The organism is Streptococcus sp. KHUD_010, assembly GCF_040207525.1.
GTDB lineage: Bacteria > Bacillota > Bacilli > Lactobacillales > Streptococcaceae > Streptococcus > Streptococcus hominis.
Genome location: NZ_CP157941.1, coordinates 390466 through 405823 on the forward strand (window position 1 = coordinate 390466; position 15358 = coordinate 405823).

Below are 15358 nucleotides of genomic sequence, written 5' to 3' on the forward strand. Positions count from 1 at the left end.
TCCTAGAATCTCTGGATTCTTCGTCAAAACTCCTATTTTGGCTGTGCCCGCTTAACGCCCTTTGTATCTTATATTATGAATAATACAGAATTTTACGACCGTTTAGGCGTTTCTAAAAATGCATCTCAGGATGAGATTAAGAAAGCCTATCGGAAATTATCAAAAAAATATCATCCAGACATCAATAAAGAACCGGGTGCTGAAGAGAAATACAAAGAAGTCCAAGAGGCTTATGAAACCTTGAGTGATGAGCAAAAACGGGCAGCCTATGATCAATATGGTGCTGCGGGTGCTAACGGAGGCTTCGGCGGTGGAGCTGGCGGTTTCAGTGGCTTTGACGGTTCTAGCTTTGGTGGCTTTGAAGATATTTTCTCTAGCTTCTTTGGTGGAGGTGGTGCAAGTCGCAATCCCAACGCACCTCGTCAAGGAGATGATCTTCAATATCGGGTCAACCTTAAGTTTGAAGAAGCGATTTTTGGTACGGACAAAGAAATTAAATACAATCGTGAGGCTACCTGCCATACTTGTCACGGTTCGGGTGCGAAACCAGGAACTAGCCCAATAACTTGTAGTCGTTGTCACGGATCTGGTGTCATCAATGTGGATACGCAAACCCCACTTGGAATGATGCGTCGTCAAGTCACTTGTGATGTCTGCCATGGGCGTGGACAAGAAATCAAAGACCCTTGCCAAACCTGCCATGGAACAGGACATGAAAAACAAGCTCATAGTGTTCATGTGAAAATCCCTGCAGGTGTTGAAAGTGGTCAACAAATTCGGTTAGCAGGACAAGGAGAAGCTGGCTTTAATGATGGTCCTTATGGAGACCTTTTTGTCATTATTAATGTCCTTAAGAGTGATAAATTTGAGCGTGATGGCTCAACTATCTACTATAACATGAACATTAATTTTGTTCAGGCTGCACTTGGTGATACTGTTGAAGTACCAACAGTTCATGGTAATGTTGAACTCGCTATTCCAGCAGGTACCCAGACAGGTAAGACATTCCGTCTTAGAGGTAAAGGCGCTCCGCGTTTGCGCGGAAATGGACAAGGAGATCAACATGTCACTGTTAATGTGGTTACTCCAACCAAGTTGAATGATGCTCAAAAAGAAGCCTTGCAAGATTTTGCTAAGGCCAGTGGTATGAATCCAGTTCACCCTAAGAAAAAAGGCTTTTTTGACAAGGTCAAGGATGCCTTTGACGAAAAATAAGAGAATAGGATTTCATTTTTAATTACAAAATTCTGTTTTCTTGTCTGATATTTTATCTTTAGAAATTTAAAATAGAAATCGAGACTGGCTAAAACCAGTCTCGATTTTTTGTTTCACTAAATGAACAAGAGAAAGAAAATAGACCAGTGAGAAAGTTATACTCAAAGAAAATCAAAAATAGACTAGATGACAAAGCGTAGGCAGTACTGGCGTACGGTAAGCTGAAGTCAATGACGTATAGTTTTGATTTTCAAAGAGTGTTACAATAACTTTTTTAGCTGACATCTATTTTCTCTCTTTTATAAAATCAGTATTAAGAATGTTTCTTATGTTTAACTGCCTTAACTTTCTTGCTCTTTTTAGTTTTTGATGTTTTAGGAGTTTTGGAAACTTCTGAATAGGTAACGGTTTGTGTTATGTCATCAGTAGTTGCAGTGATATTAGAAGTGGCTTGAACGGTGTTAGTGTCAGCGCTGTAACCTTTGATTTTAGGTGAGGTTACTGACTTGAACGTATTTCCGCTTTTACTGCTTTTCCAACCCTTATCTTCAATAATTTGTCCTGTGACACTATCCAAAACAAGTTCTCGATTAAAGGTAATCGTTTCGACTCTGCTCTTGGCAGCTTGCCTACCATCACTATACCGGTATTCAATGGTACGTGTAACAGTTTTAGTTAGAGAGTTCTTATCTGTTCCGACTGGCCATTTAACTTGGCTTCCAGAGAAAAGAGGACTACCGGGTTTTCCTGGTTTTTTAGCTGAAACAGTAATTTTTCCATGATTTAGGTGAACTTGGTATTCCTTAATGACATCGGATTGATCATAGATAATGCCATTCTTAGGATAATGATCACTAACTACGATATAGCCTTGGTTTTTAAGAGCCTTAATATCAGTTGCTGTATGGTAACTACTCTTAGTTTTGAATTTACCAGTTAGGGTTTTGGTGAGGATGACTTTATGCGTCAGGTTATCAATATAGTAGATTTTAGCTTCTTGTATGTTAGCGGTGTAAGTCACATTAATTTTCATATCGGCTGTTTTGGCAGTAATGTTGTCAATTGGATTGATTTGACTCTGCTGAGGAGTATAACCTGTAATAATTGGGGAAAAGACAACGCTAAAGCGGCTACCATTGATGGCTATCCAATCACTATAGGTTACTTTTTTAGTGACATTATCTTTAGTTGCAGTACGTTTAAAGTTTAAAGTTGCGACATGATCGTTGGCTACTTGTTTTCCTTTCTCATCACTATAGCGAATGGTTTGTGTGACTGTTTTGGTCTCATCGCTAGTGGTGTAACTGTGGGACAAGTGGACTTCATAGGAAGCATTTTCTTGATTGTAAATAAGCCCTTCAGTTGGATAATTATCACTAACTAAAATATACCCCTTAGCTTCATATTTTTGAATAGTGTCATGCGTTTGATAAGGTGTTTTTGTAGCAAACTTACCAGAAAGTTTTTGAGTAGTTAATACCTTATTGTTGGTATCATCAATGAAAATGACACGGGCTGTTACAGTATTAGGAAGATAAGTAACAGTCACTTCACTATTAGCAGAATCAGCAGTAATAGATTTCAGACGATTGGTTTGCTTTTCCTTAGCTGTGTAACCGATAATAGCTGGAGAGACTACAGCTTCAAAACTAGTGCCATTTAAGGCTTGCCAAGCTCCATAAGTGATTTGTCCAGTCACTTGATCAGTTGTTACAGTACGGTTAAAGCTTAAACTATTAACGAGATCTTCCAATGCTTTTTCTCCATTTTTATAGAGATAATGAATAGTTTGTGTCACCACTTTTTCTTCTAAAACGGTATTAGTGGCATGCTGGAAGCGGACTTTGTAGGTCATGCCTTTATTGGCACGTGAATAAGTAAGACCTTGACTTGGATAAGCATCACTTACAAGGACATAACCTTGATTTAGATATTTTTGAATGCTGTCACTTGTGTGATAGGTTTCTTGGCTGCCATAATCACCAGAAAGTTCTTGACTAGCTAGGATTTGCTGGCTTGTTTCATCGAAGTAAATAAGACGAATGTTACCTTGACCATAAGAAGCCAAATCAGCGTCCCAACTACTAACTTGCTTGCCAATCTTCATTTCTTGCAGCACTTGTTGGCGGTAAGCTTGCTCATCACCAGTTAAGATTTGACCGAGTTTAATATCATGAGGAGTTATAGCTTCTCCATTTAAAGTTTGACTGTTGAATTCCACAAAACGAACATCAGGGTGATAGGTGACATCGATCAATTTACCCTTATTATCCTTACGTGTCCAAGGACTGAAACGTTGTTCTGAGACACGTTCTGAAATTTTGCTATTTATAATAGTTGTTGCCGAAGAGGTATTCAGGTAGGTTGGATTTTTGGTGTTTTGATCGTAGTTGATCAATTTTGTAGAACCATCGGCGCTACGTTTTGTTTGTGTTGCAATTTCTGTTTGCCAAGGACGAGCTAAGTAGATATTTGATTTACTAGGATAATCTTCTGAAACACCGAAGGTGCTATTATCAAAGACAAGACCAGTGTATCCTTTGGCGGTATTTGGTGCTGTAAAGTAACCGCTCTTTCGACCTGGGAAATAGGTCATGTAGATATAAGAATCTTTGATATAAGCGTCAGCATTTCCAAAGATGAAATCCACGGTTCCCTCAATATAGCTGTTAACGATAACGACACGATTGCCATCTCCTTGTAAGTAGAGGGTGTCTTGGCGTCCAATAAAACTTGAATCGTGAATAGTAATTTTATCGGCTTTAGAATTGAAGGCGACAGCGGGTGTTTGCTCATTTTCACCTAGGTGATCTGTGATATTATAATCATTTTGGAAAGTAATGCCATAGGCTGAAAAGCCTGTTCCGCTAGCATTGATAATGACGGTCGCACTCTGGTCTGTCCCAAGGTCATAGGCGTCTTTCGGATGAAAAACACCGTTGGCATCAAAATTATTTGATGAGTAGTAAGAAGCGCGAATGATAACCTTGTTTTTACCAGTAGTATCAGTATTTTTGAAAGTTACACCAGGTAGGTTAACCGTAACTTTTTCACGGTATTCACCTGGGTCAATTTCAAGGATTAAACGATCTTTTAATGATGATTTGTTATTATCCAGTGCTGCTTGAATGGATTGATATTGTCTATTTTTCCCGACAGTCACTGTATGTGAAGTAACGGTATTATCACTAGCATAATCAAGATCAATAGATGTCAAATAAGCACTGCCAGAACCATCCTTACTACTAAATACTAAAGGAATATATCTAGTTGTTTCCGTGTTTATAATAATATCGCTGCCTAATTGGATCTCTTGTCCATCCAAAGTAACGGTAAGGTTGTTATAGTTATTTCCCTTGATGGAAAGGGTAGCTCCAGCAGCATCAGCCACTACCGGAATATAAAGAATAGTACCGGCATTGACCTGTGTATCTGTGTTACGTGGGCTGAATTTTCCCTTGCTGGCATCAATTTTAAGACCTTGGTAACTTTCGGTCTGACTTCCTTGTGCTTCTGGTCTTTGTCCGCCTGTAGCTGTTAAATCCCAAGTTGTGTCTTCTACTTTTGTATTTTCAGGAATTTCTGGGAAGACAACTGAAGCTTTGTCATAAGAAAGCTGGATCTGATTGAGGTAAGTTGTCTGATCAAAGGTAACGGCTAAGTAATGATTATGTTCATTAGCTGGAATAGTTAGTGTTACAAGGCCTGAAACATTTGTTAACTTATCTGTTTCGGTATGGAGACTTGTCGTTCCTCCTGAAAGTGAGAATGAAAGGGTTGTTCCATACTGATTAGCTGCGATAGGAATGTAAAGCACGGTAGCAGCATTAATTTGTGTGTCACTTGATCGTGGTGCAAACTTGGCACCGTCCTGACTGGCATCAATTTTAATGCCTTGGAAAATTTGGTTCTTATCACCTTGAGCATTAGGACGATTGCTGTTAGCTAAGTCCCAAATGGTATTTTCTGTTTTAAGATTTTCAGGTGTCCCGGGGAAAACAACAGGTGCTTCTTTATATTGAATGTTGATTTGACTTAAATAGCTTGTTTGATCGAAAATGAGATCAAGGTAACCTGCGACTGTTCCATTAGGGAGAGTAATAACCACAGGGCCACCACTGTTTACAATGTTTCCTAATTGAGTGTGTAAACTAGTGGTTCCACCAGCTAAAACCAAGGTAACTTCTGCGCCATACTGTGCTTTATTGACAGGAATGCTTAATTTAGTTCCTGCATTGATTTGTGTATCTGTTTGTCTAGGAGCAAACTTAGCACCGGCTTGGCTGGCATCAATGGCAATACCAGCATAGTTCCCATTTATTCCTTCAAGAGTTCCTGTTTTAGTTAGTTCAGTAGAGGTGTTTTCATCACTGCTAGGATTGAAACTCCAACTATTTTTAGCGCTAGAGTTCCTAGTGGTTTCTGATGCGTTTTGAAGACTTGCTTCGTTTTCACTATTAATAACTTTATTAGCGTTCTCATTTACGGTTTCGGCAGTTGTTATTTGATCTGACTGACTTGATGTTGAAATGCTAGATTCAGAACTTGAAAGTTCAGTAGCTTCAGATTTAGAGGTTACTTCAGTAGATGTTGTATCTGATATAGGGCTTGTCGTTGATTGTGTTTGTTCTTCGACAGTCATTGATACCTTATCTTCAGTACTCGTGACAGTGTCTGCATAAGCTCTTCCGCCAAAAGCCAAAAGAGTAGAAGAGGTTACAATGGCGGCGAACACCCAAAATTTCCCTTTTTTGTAAGCTCTATATCGAATTTTATCTTCTTTCATTGATTTAATAATGCTCCTTATATTTATATTATCGGGTAGGTCCCGATGGTATAAACCCTTTCTTTTAGATTTGTTTTATACTTAGTTCAGCGCTGTGGATTAGTATGTTACTCCAATCGCTTAGACGATTATAGAAAGGCTCTAACCACAGCTCTTTGTCTAATTGGTAATTAGAATGATAACGCTCTGACGTTTTATCTCGTGTAAGGATACAAGGCAAAGAGTGCGTGGGACAACCAACAGCTGCTAATAAATCAGAAGTAGAGTTACTATGCTCTACGTTGGAATTGATATGGCTAAGAATAAGCACGACCTAGCCTGTATCTCGGATATTGGTCAAGTACTGATGAAACACTTCAAGTTCGCTAATTCTCACCACGGGTTTTCCGAACTAAAGGACAAGCTATATCAGTTGTCTCCTATTACAACAGATATTCATATCGCCCTAGAATCTACAGGACATTACAACTACAACCTGAGTACTTTTTTAAGAAACTTAGGCTATACTGTCTTCCACTATAACCCCTAGACAAAGACAGACATCAAGGATGCACTGCTCATTGCTCGCAAGCTACGATCGGATGAAACCCCTGAGCGCTACCAAAATGATGAGAGAATGAACGAATTGAAAGAGTTGACACGTTACCAGAATCGACTGATACAGGATCGTTCCAAGAACAAGAACCTCTATGTACGATTGCTTGATATTGTCTTCCCTGAGCTTCACTCAGTGGTCGGAGACCTACACAATAACTATGTTTACGAGTTATTAACTCAGTATCCGACACCAGCTAAAATCAAGCGGGCTCGCTTGTCTTCCTTGCTTAACATCAGCTATCTCACAGCCGATAAAGCAAAGAATATACAAGAAGCAGCGGTTCTGACAATCGGCAACCTTCATCAGCTTTAACATTGGAATTGAGACAACTGATTGAAACCATTCGGCATTACGACAAACAGATTGCACAAGTCCAAGAACAGATTAACGACATGATGCTCGAATGAGATTCACCAATTACTTCTATTGCAGGTATTGGAAATCGTTTAGGAGCCATTATCCAGGCGGAGATAAAGAACATCCATAATTTCAAGAATCCTGCTCAACTTCAAGCATTCGCCGGTCTGGAGCCAGCTATTTTTCAGTCGGGGCAGATGGACAACACGGGTGGGATGGTCAAGCGTGGCTCAACCTATTTGCGCTATGCACTCATACAGGTTGCTAAGCTAAACTCCCAAAAAGGAAGTATCTCTACTTCCATTTGCGCTATGCACTCATACAGGTTGCTAAGTTGATTTGTCTTTATTCACCCCATTTCAAGGATTACCTAAAGCTAAAAATAACCCAAGGTAAACACTACAATGTCGCTGTATCTCACATCGCTAAAAAGCTCATCCGCATCATCTTCTATCTGCTCAAAACCAATCAATCGTTTGATGAAGCGAAACTAAGATAAACGATAAAATACAAGAGTTCAAAAACTTGCTTTCTAGCAGGTCTTTTTGTGCTACTTATTTTCTGATGATACCTCGAAAAATAAATAGGAAGTTCTTACACTTTACTCTTGACTTTTAATATAGAATGCCTTTTTATAAAAAATTACCAGAGATAATTTTATCATAAAAAATAATAAGTATCAAATAATATGAATTGTAAAAATACTTTAGCAAGAAAACAGAATGATTAAGCTAAATCTGTATGGGTACAGTTTCTTGATGATCGACTAGAGAAAAGCATTAGGAAATGGTAGAATAAAAATATGGTACGATATAAAGCAATTATTTCTTATGATGGCAGCAATTTTTCGGGTTTTCAAAGACAGCCACAGGTGCGAACCGTTCAAGAAGAGATTGAAAAGACTTTAACTAAAATCAATAGAGGAAAGCCTGTCATCGTTCATGGAGCTGGACGCACAGACAGTGGCGTTCATGCGCTAGGACAAGTTATTCATTTTGATTTGCCGCAAAAAAGAGATGAAGAAAAGCTGCGCTTTGCGCTAGATACGCAAACACCGGAAGATATTGATTTTATCAGTGTAGAAGAGGTGAATGATAATTTTCATTCTAGGTATTGCAAACACAGCAAGACCTATGAATTTATAGTGGATATCGGGCGTCCCAAAAATCCTATAATGCGCCATTATGCAACGCATTATCCCTATCCACTTGATTTGAATCTAATGGAGGAAGCCATTACAAAGTTAAAAGGAACTCACGATTTTACAGGTTTTACAGCGTCAGGAACTAGCGTGGAAAATAAAATACGGACGATTACAGAAGCGAGGCTGGTATTTGATGAAAAACGCAACTTTCTGATTTTTACTTTTTCCGGCAATGGATTTTTATATAAGCAAATCCGCAATATGGTCGGAACATTGCTGAAGATTGGCAACGGTCGAATGCCAGTCGAGCAGATTGATAGAATTTTAACAGAAAAAGATCGTCATTTAGCAGGACCAACAGCAGCCTCGAACGGACTTTATCTAAAGGAGATACGATATGAAGAATAATCTTATTCTGGCAATTTCAGGGAATGATATTTTTAGTGGCGGCGGACTGCATGCTGATTTAGCAACCTACACGGTCAACCAACTACATGGTTTTGTGGCGGTGACTTGCTTGACCGCTATGACAGAGCAAGGTTTTGAGGTTATTCCTGTAGATACGACCGTCTTTGCTCAGCAGCTCAATTCTCTCAAGGATGTACCCTTCTCAGCTATTAAATTGGGGCTTTTGCCCAATGTAGAAGTGGCAGATTTGGCTTTGGATTTTGTGAAAGCTCATGCAGAGACTTCCGTTGTGTTAGACCCTGTCTTAGTTTGCAAGGAAACCCATGATGTGGAGGTTTCGGAACTTCGAGATGAGCTCATCAAGTTTTTTCCTTATACAAACATTATCACGCCTAATTTACCAGAAGCTGAACTCTTGGCTCAAAAAGAGTTACGAACATTGAAGGATGTAAAAGAAACGGCTAAACTTCTTCATTCCTTGGGTGCTAAATCCGTTGTTATCAAAGGAGGAAATCGCTTAGATGTTCAAAAAGCGATAGATGTTTTTTATGACGGAGAACAATTTCAAATTTTGAAATCGCCTGTTTTAGACAAAAATAATACCGGAGCGGGTTGCACCTTTGCTTCCAGCATTGCCAGTCAGCTATTACTAGGAAAATCAACTTTTGATGCTGTTCAAATTTCAAAAAAATTTGTTTATCAAGCTATCCAACATTCAGATCAATATGGAGTTGTTCAATATGAAAAAGAATCAGACGCATAAACTTGTCCTTTTATCTATGATTACTGCTTTGACAGTTGTTTTGGGATATTATTTAAAAATTCCAACACCAACGGGGATTTTAACGTTCCTTGATGCAGGAATTTTCTTTACCGCCTTTTATTTTGGCAGAAAAGAAGGAGCAATTGTTGGTGGTTTAGCCGGATTTCTTATTGATTTGATTTCGGGTTATCCGCAGTGGATGTTTTTTAGCCTGATTTTTCATAGTCTACAAGGCTATTTTGCGGGTTTTAAAGGGAAAAGTCGTTATCTTGGTTTAGTATTGGCGACGCTTGTTATGGTAGGGGGGTATGCTGTTGCTTCCACAATCATGCATGGTTGGGGAGCAGCTTTTCCAGAAATATTTCCTAACTTCTGCCAAAATACTTTAGGAATGATTATTGGGGTGATCTTGAATAAACTGTTGGTGGATATTTTGAAAAAATAAAGTAATAAGGGGCGTTGTGCCCTTTTTACTTTTAAGAATTTCAGTTTGTAAAAGCAATAAAAATCATTTATAATACAATTAAAACGAGGTGAAATCATGAATTTACAAAAACTTAGAGAACAAACACAAACAATTTTAGCAGATGTTTTAGAAAAATCAGCCCTTTCTGCTGGTGATATTTTTGTACTGGGCTTGTCTTCCAGTGAAGTGATTGGAGGGCATATTGGAAAAAATTCCAGCCAAGAAGTAGGAGAAGTCATTGTCAAAACCATATTGGATATGTTATCCGAGCGTGGTCTTTACTTAGCTGTTCAAGGCTGCGAACATGTTAATCGAGCCTTGGTTGTGGAGCGAGAATTGGCTCAAAAACGAAATCTAGAAATTGTCAACGTCCTACCGACTCTGCATGCCGGTGGAAGCGGGCAGTTAGCTGCTTTTAAATATATGAACGATCCAGTTGAGGTGGAATTTATCACGGCTCAAGCGGGGCTAGATATCGGAGATACGGCAATTGGTATGCATATTAAGCACGTCCAAATTCCGGTACGACCAATTTTGAGAGAACTCGGAGAAGCGCATGTGACTGCTCTCGCCAGCCGCCCTAAGCTAATCGGTGGAGCACGTGCTGCTTACCAAAAGGATAAAATTCGGAAAGCATAAAGAGAAAAATAGACATTAGATGGAAAAATCGTTAATTTTTATTAGAAAATTTGTGAATTAACGTGTATTTATGGTATAATTGATTGTATTCAATAAATTTTAAGGAGAAATGACAGAATGTCTGTATCATTTGAAAGTAAAGAAACAAATCGCGGAGTTTTGACATTTACAATTAGTCAAGAACAAATCAAGCCAGAATTGGACCGCGTGTTTAACTCAGTTAAGAAAACTCTGAATGTACCAGGTTTCCGTAAAGGTCATCTTCCTCGTCCGGTGTTTAACCAAAAATTTGGTGAAGAAGCTCTTTACCAAGATACATTGAACGCCCTTCTTCCAGTTGCATATGAAGCTGCAGTTAAAGAAGCAGAAATTGAAGTTGTTGCCCAACCACAATTTGACGTAGCTTCTATGGAAAAAGGTCAAGATTGGACCATTACTGCTGAGGTGGTTACAAAACCTGAAGTAAAATTAGGTGAATATAAAAATCTAGAAGTGTCTGTTGATGTCTCTAAAGAAGTATCTGACGCAGATGTAGACGCAAGAATTGAACGTGAGCGCAACAATTTGGCAGAGCTTGTATTGAAAGAAGACAAGGCTGTTAATGGCGACACAGTTGTGATTGACTTTGTTGGAACAGTTGACGGCGTTGAATTTGACGGTGGTAAAGGAGATAACTTCTCACTTGAACTTGGAAGCGGTCAATTTATTCCAGGTTTTGAGGATCAATTGGTTGGACATGCTGCTGGTGAAACAGTAGAAGTAAACGTGACATTCCCAGAAGACTATCAAGCAACAGACCTTGCAGGTGAAGATGCTAAGTTTGTTACAACCATTCATGAAGTCAAAGAAAAAGAAGTTCCAAAACTAGATGATGAACTTGCTAAAGACATTGATGAAGACGTTGAAACACTTGACGAATTAAAGGAAAAATACCGCAAAGAATTAGCTGAATCAAAAGAAATTGCTTTTGATGACGCAGTCGAATCTGCAGCACTTGATCTTGCAGTAGAAAATGCAGAAATCGTTGAGTTGCCAGAAGAAATGGTTCACGAAGAAGTGCACCGTTCTGTGAATGAATTCCTTGGGAACATGCAACGTCAAGGCATTTCACCAGACATGTACTTCCAAATCACTGGTACAACGCAAGAAGATCTTCATAAGCAACATGAAGCTGACGCTGAAAAACGAACTAAGACAAACCTTGTGATTGAAGCTGTTGCGAAAGCAGAAGGATTTGAAGCAAGTGATGAAGATATTGAAGCAGAAATTGCTTCTCTTGCCGCTGATTACAATATGGAAGTAGAACGCGTTCGTCAACTTCTTTCAGCAGATATGTTGAAACATGATATTGTGATTAAAAAAGCCGTTGAATTGATTACAAGTACTGCAAAAGTAAAATAATCGAGCGATAACATAAGGCAAGTTCAGTCGGAGAATTGGCTGAATTGCCTTTTTGCTTCTTTATAATAGAAAAAATGAAAGCCATTTTAGTAAAAATGGTGATTTTCTTGAATTGCGGATGAAATTCCTTTGACGAAAGAGGATTTTTATCGTACAATAAAAAGTAGCGAAAAATTCAATAAATTAAATTTTTGAGAACCAATAGAGCAGAAGCTCTCAGACTTAAAAGGAGATCGACTTTGGAATTAGAAGTATTTGCTGGACAAGAAAAAAGTGAACTTTCTATGATTGAAGTAGCGCGTGCTATCTTAGAAACACGTGGTCGTCATCATGAAATGTATTTTAATGATCTTGTCAATGAAATTCAAAATTACCTTGAAAAATCAAATAGTGATATTCGTGAAGCCTTGCCGCTTTTTTATACAGAGCTAAATGTAGACGGCAGTTTCATTCCTCTTGGAGATAACAAATGGGGCTTACGTTCATGGTATGCGATTGACGAGGTGGATGAAGAAATTATCACACTTGAAGAAGACGATGAAGAAACTCCGAAGAAACGGAAGAAGAAACGTGTAAATGCCTTTATGGACGGTGATGAAAATGCTATTGATTACAGTGATGATGACCCAGAAGACGAAGATTCATACGAAGCTGATCCTGCTCTAAGTTACGACGAGGACAATCCGGACGATGAGAAGAGTGAAGTTGAAGCATATGATGCTGAAATCAATGAAATCGCACCTGATGATTTAGGTGAAGAAGTCGAATTGAATGAAGAAGATGATGACGAAGAGTATTCTGACGATGAAGTAGACGGAGAAGAGGAAGAATAGTCAAATTTAATGATGTATTCTTATTTTCTTATTTGACAAAAGTTTTATTCTGCGATATTATAATATTGGGCACTTCTTTTATAAGAAGTCGAGGCTCCCTAGCTCTAGGGAGCTATTTTTGTTTTGCTATTCATGAACACGTCTTAAACAGCAATGGACGTTGTATTTTAGATAAGGAGTATTTATGGCAACAAAATATATTTTTGTTACAGGTGGTGTAGTTAGTTCGATTGGTAAAGGGATTGTAGCAGCAAGTCTTGGTCGTCTCTTGAAAAACCGTGGCCTTAAGGTGACTATTCAAAAGTTTGATCCATATATCAATATTGACCCAGGAACGATGAGCCCTTACCAACACGGGGAAGTATTTGTGACGGACGACGGTGCAGAGACAGACTTGGATCTGGGGCACTATGAACGCTTTATTGATATTAACCTAAATAAATATTCAAATGTCACAACGGGTAAGATTTATAGTGAAGTTCTTCGCAAAGAACGTAAAGGTGAGTACCTTGGAGCGACTGTTCAAGTCATTCCACACATTACAGACGCTTTAAAAGAAAAGATTAAACGTGCTGCAACGACAACAGACTCTGATGTGATTATCACAGAAGTAGGAGGAACTGTTGGAGATATCGAAAGTTTGCCATTCTTAGAGGCGCTTCGTCAAATGAAGGCAGATGTCGGAGCAGACAATGTGATGTATATTCACACGACCTTGCTTCCATATCTTAAGGCAGCTGGGGAAATGAAAACCAAGCCAACTCAACACTCTGTAAAAGAATTGCGTGGTCTTGGAATTCAACCGAATATGCTGGTCATTCGCACCGAAAAGCCAGCTGGTCAAAATATTAAGAACAAATTAGCGCAGTTTTGTGATGTAGCACCAGAAGCAGTGATTGAGTCGCTAGATGTGGAACATTTGTATCAAATTCCGCTAAACCTACAAGCGCAAAACATGGACCAAATCGTTTGTGATCACTTGAAGTTGGACGTGCCAGAAGCAGATATGACAGAGTGGTCTGCTATGGTTGATAAAGTCATGAACTTGAAGAAACAAGTGAAAATTGCGCTTGTTGGGAAATATGTGGAACTACCAGATGCGTACATCTCTGTTGTAGAAGCTCTCAAGCACTCTGGTTATGCCAACGATGCGGAAATCAAGCTGAAGTGGGTCAATGCGAATGATGTCACAACTGAAAATGTTGCTGAATTGCTGAAAGATGCAGACGGTATTATTGTGCCGGGTGGCTTTGGTCATCGTGGGACCGAAGGAAAGATTGCGACTATTCAATATGCACGGGAAAATGATGTGCCAATGCTTGGAATTTGCCTTGGTATGCAGTTGACTTGTGTTGAATTTGCTCGCCATGTGTTGGGATTTGATGATGCTAATTCTTCAGAACTAAATCCAGATACGAAACATCCTGTTATAGATTTGATGCGTGATCAGATTGATGTAGAAGATATGGGAGGGACGCTTCGTTTAGGATTGTATCCGTCTAAGTTGAAACGCGGTTCCAAAGCGGCTGCAGCTTATGACAATCAAGAAGTTGTTCAGCGTCGTCACCGTCACCGTTACGAATTTAACAATGAATTCCGTCAACAATTTGAAGATGCTGGTTTTGTATTCTCAGGAGTTTCACCGGACAATCGCTTGGTGGAAATTGTTGAAGTTCCAGAAAATAAATTCTTTGTGGCTTGTCAATACCACCCAGAATTATCTAGCCGTCCTAATCGTCCAGAAGGACTTTATACAGCTTTTGTTACAGCAGCAGTTGAAAATAGTGAGAAATAAGATTGAAAGCAATTCCAGTCTTTTTAGCATTTCTCATAGGAGAAAAATTTGTCAATATGAATGAAAGACAGCATTTTAAAACTAAAGTAAGAAATTTTATCCTAAAAATGATACAATTTGAATAGTTGATGAACTCAATAAATAATAAAACGGAGGTGGATCATGATGAAGTTTATACTGAATGAAAGTCTCGCAATGCTTGGGATTAAAAATGTGGTTATTGGCATCGCTAAAAATGTAGATCCACGTGCACCTTTACCTGCTTCATTTTTGAAAAAGCAAAAAGAGATGGAAAAGTGGGCATTGAATTGCGATATCGATGAGGTGTCTGATACTCCAGTCATTCAAGGCTACAAGGATTTATTGCAAAGTGTCGGACGTAGTGTCAAGAAGAATCCTCCTACCGTTTTGGCGCTTATTCGGAATATTCGACATCGTGGATCCATCCCGAATATTAATAGTATTATTGATATTTATAATGTTGAATCTTTACATTCTTTATTAGCCATTGGTGGGCATGATTTGGATAAAATAGCGGGGCAAATTGAATTTACGGTTAGTCAAAAAGAAGATGTTTTTCTACCGATTTTATCTACGGAAAAACACGTTTCACAGGCTGATTATGTTTATCGTGATCAAAAAGGAATTTTAGCATGGCTAGATGTTCGTGACGGAGAAAACTATAAATTTGATGATGAGACAAAGAATGCCATTTTTATCATTCAAGGAAATGCTCATACCTCTGTTGAAATGCGTTTAGAAGCACTCAAGCGCATTGAGAAAGATTTGGCAGAATGTATGCCAAATCTGGAATTTGAAACGTATGTCATTCGTCCAGAGGGGAAATGACCTAAAAAGCAGTATATTCACTGATAGGGAACAAGAAATGAGTTTGTTGTTTGAAAGTATTTCGGCTCACAACAACATTTTTTATTAAAAGATTTGTTTGAAAA

The 15358-nt window shown here is 38.7% G+C and carries 11 protein-coding genes and 1 pseudogene; 11 read left to right on the forward strand and 1 reads right to left on the reverse strand.

Annotation, left to right across the window (positions count from 1 at the left end; genetic code table 11):
* Positions 1-75 precede the first annotated feature (75 nt).
* Positions 76-1215 (forward strand): molecular chaperone DnaJ, encoded by a 1140-nt coding sequence (dnaJ, locus tag ABKA15_RS01945; protein WP_049514186.1) that lies wholly within the window; start codon positions 76-78, stop codon positions 1213-1215.
* A gap of 313 nt (positions 1216-1528) precedes the next feature.
* On the opposite strand, the gene ABKA15_RS01950 is transcribed toward dnaJ, so the two are convergent.
* The gene (locus tag ABKA15_RS01950) at positions 1529-6001 is read right to left on the reverse strand and encodes a pectinesterase family protein (RefSeq protein ID WP_053092973.1); all 4473 of its coding nucleotides are present in this window, start codon (positions 5999-6001) and stop codon (positions 1529-1531) included.
* 292 nt (positions 6002-6293) lie between these two features.
* On the opposite strand from ABKA15_RS01950, the pseudogene ABKA15_RS01955 reads away from it, so the two are divergent.
* The 10 genes and pseudogenes from ABKA15_RS01955 (at position 6294) to ABKA15_RS02000 (ending at position 15254) form a co-directional block, all read left to right on the forward strand.
* Positions 6294-6911: pseudogene (locus ABKA15_RS01955) on the forward strand (IS110 family transposase).
* A gap of 158 nt (positions 6912-7069) precedes the next feature.
* On the forward strand, positions 7070-7294 hold the full coding sequence (locus ABKA15_RS01960; RefSeq protein WP_239684966.1) for an IS110 family transposase: 225 nt from the start codon (positions 7070-7072) through the stop codon (positions 7292-7294).
* A 464-nt stretch (positions 7295-7758) separates the two neighbouring features.
* A complete protein-coding gene (truA, locus tag ABKA15_RS01965; protein WP_049514184.1) occupies positions 7759-8508 on the forward strand; it encodes a tRNA pseudouridine(38-40) synthase TruA in 750 nt (249 codons plus the stop codon).
* Complete coding sequence (locus ABKA15_RS01970) at positions 8498-9271, forward strand: bifunctional hydroxymethylpyrimidine kinase/phosphomethylpyrimidine kinase (protein ID WP_350015370.1); 774 nt, start codon at positions 8498-8500, stop codon at positions 9269-9271. The genes truA and ABKA15_RS01970 overlap by 11 nt, the downstream gene beginning before the upstream one ends.
* Complete coding sequence (locus tag ABKA15_RS01975) at positions 9249-9716, forward strand: ECF transporter S component (protein ID WP_049514181.1); 468 nt, start codon at positions 9249-9251, stop codon at positions 9714-9716. Before ABKA15_RS01970 ends, ABKA15_RS01975 begins: the two co-directional genes overlap by 23 nt.
* A gap of 96 nt (positions 9717-9812) precedes the next feature.
* Positions 9813-10376, forward strand: a complete 564-nt coding sequence (locus tag ABKA15_RS01980; protein WP_049514179.1) for a TIGR01440 family protein — start codon at positions 9813-9815, stop codon at positions 10374-10376.
* Positions 10377-10493: 117 nt separating this feature from the next.
* Positions 10494-11777 (forward strand): trigger factor, encoded by a 1284-nt coding sequence (gene tig / locus ABKA15_RS01985; RefSeq protein ID WP_049514177.1) that lies wholly within the window; start codon positions 10494-10496, stop codon positions 11775-11777.
* Between the two features lie 239 nt (positions 11778-12016).
* Complete coding sequence (gene rpoE / locus ABKA15_RS01990; protein ID WP_049514176.1) at positions 12017-12610, forward strand: DNA-directed RNA polymerase subunit delta; 594 nt, start codon at positions 12017-12019, stop codon at positions 12608-12610.
* Positions 12611-12794: 184 nt separating this feature from the next.
* The gene (locus ABKA15_RS01995) at positions 12795-14405 is read left to right on the forward strand and encodes a CTP synthase (protein ID WP_049514174.1); all 1611 of its coding nucleotides are present in this window, start codon (positions 12795-12797) and stop codon (positions 14403-14405) included.
* Between the two features lie 162 nt (positions 14406-14567).
* Positions 14568-15254 carry a phenylalanine--tRNA ligase beta subunit-related protein gene (locus tag ABKA15_RS02000; RefSeq protein ID WP_065428430.1) on the forward strand — a complete coding sequence of 229 codons (687 nt, stop codon included), beginning with the start codon at positions 14568-14570 and terminating at the stop codon, positions 15252-15254.
* The last annotated feature ends 104 nt before the right edge of the window (positions 15255-15358 follow it).

What these genes read in the sequence shown, in the direction of transcription:
- dnaJ (WP_049514186.1), top strand. Translation starts at nt 76, where the DNA reads ATGAATAATACAGAATTTTACGACCGTTTAGGCGTTTCTAAAAATGCA.
- ABKA15_RS01950 (WP_053092973.1), bottom strand. Translation starts at nt 6,001, where the DNA reads ATGAAAGAAGATAAAATTCGATATAGAGCTTACAAAAAAGGGAAATTT.
- truA (WP_049514184.1), top strand. Translation starts at nt 7,759, where the DNA reads ATGGTACGATATAAAGCAATTATTTCTTATGATGGCAGCAATTTTTCG.
- ABKA15_RS01970 (WP_350015370.1), top strand. Translation starts at nt 8,498, where the DNA reads ATGAAGAATAATCTTATTCTGGCAATTTCAGGGAATGATATTTTTAGT.
- ABKA15_RS01975 (WP_049514181.1), top strand. Translation starts at nt 9,249, where the DNA reads ATGAAAAAGAATCAGACGCATAAACTTGTCCTTTTATCTATGATTACT.
- ABKA15_RS01980 (WP_049514179.1), top strand. Translation starts at nt 9,813, where the DNA reads ATGAATTTACAAAAACTTAGAGAACAAACACAAACAATTTTAGCAGAT.
- tig (WP_049514177.1), top strand. Translation starts at nt 10,494, where the DNA reads ATGTCTGTATCATTTGAAAGTAAAGAAACAAATCGCGGAGTTTTGACA.
- ABKA15_RS01995 (WP_049514174.1), top strand. Translation starts at nt 12,795, where the DNA reads ATGGCAACAAAATATATTTTTGTTACAGGTGGTGTAGTTAGTTCGATT.
- ABKA15_RS02000 (WP_065428430.1), top strand. Translation starts at nt 14,568, where the DNA reads ATGATGAAGTTTATACTGAATGAAAGTCTCGCAATGCTTGGGATTAAA.